We start from the raw sequence: 889 nt of genomic DNA, 5'->3' as shown, positions 1-889 counted from the left end.
CGGTCGGCCGGCGGCGGGCCGGCCGTTCAGATGCGGTACTCGAAGAAGTGCAACGCCGTGTGGGCGCGCTTCGAATCCGCTGCGAACTCCAACTGGAGGGGCAAGCTGGAAATCAAAAATGGCAACCCGTACGTGTTCCACGCGTCTCCGAACTACCCGGCGTACACCAAGATGGTGAACGCCGACCTTGCTACCCGCCCCTGCGTGGAGCACTACGACGGCGTCGGCGGCAGTTGGGCGTGCACGAAGAAGTGGTACTAACAGGTCACCTCGTGTGGCTTGTTCGACAGCTTGTTGCCGTGGGATTTGTTGAGCGGCTGGTGCCGGATGAGCTGTGGGAGTTGTTCCAACCCCTGGTACGGCCCGCGGTATCCGGATCCACCGACCTGTACACCGGTCACAGAACGTCATAGGGCGGCCCGGTCGCTTTCGGACGACGGCGGCCTGCCCATCGTCGGAGCAGCGAAGACCATCGACAACGACANNACCTTCGACTCCCCGGGACCGGCTCGAGAGCACGGCCGAGTCACCCCCGCGCGACCTCGTCGTCGAGTTCAGGGGGCACCACATCGGCTTCCGGCATGGCGGGCGGGGGCGGCGAGCGCTTCGGGGACACCGCCATCTGTGTGCCCGGCGAAGGAAGCTGCCTCGGGGCCCTCTCAGCCCACTTGCTCCTGAGCGCCGACGGCACCCGCGTCTCGACTACTTCGAGTGGACCAGTGCCGAGGCCCACCGGGAGGCAGCGAACGCCGGAAAACACGACAGGGCGCACGAGATCTTCTCCAGCACCGGGCGAACGGTTCGGCCACGGAAGGTGGTACCGCTGCCACCGCTGCCCGTTCCGGCCGCCGACGTGATCCGATCGTGCCGGGGCACCCACTGCGGGTGC

General features: G+C 66.7%; 1 pseudogene. It reads left to right on the top strand.

The features are described 5' to 3' along the window. Positions 1-261, top strand: a pseudogene (locus tag B7L92_RS36210) (DUF2690 domain-containing protein); the annotation flags it as partial. Between the last annotated feature and the right edge of the window lie 628 nt (positions 262-889).

This window comes from Streptomyces viridosporus (genome assembly GCF_002078235.1).
GTDB classification, from domain to species: domain Bacteria; phylum Actinomycetota; class Actinomycetes; order Streptomycetales; family Streptomycetaceae; genus Streptomyces; species Streptomyces viridosporus.
This window is presented reverse-complemented; position numbering and strand designations above follow the sequence as displayed.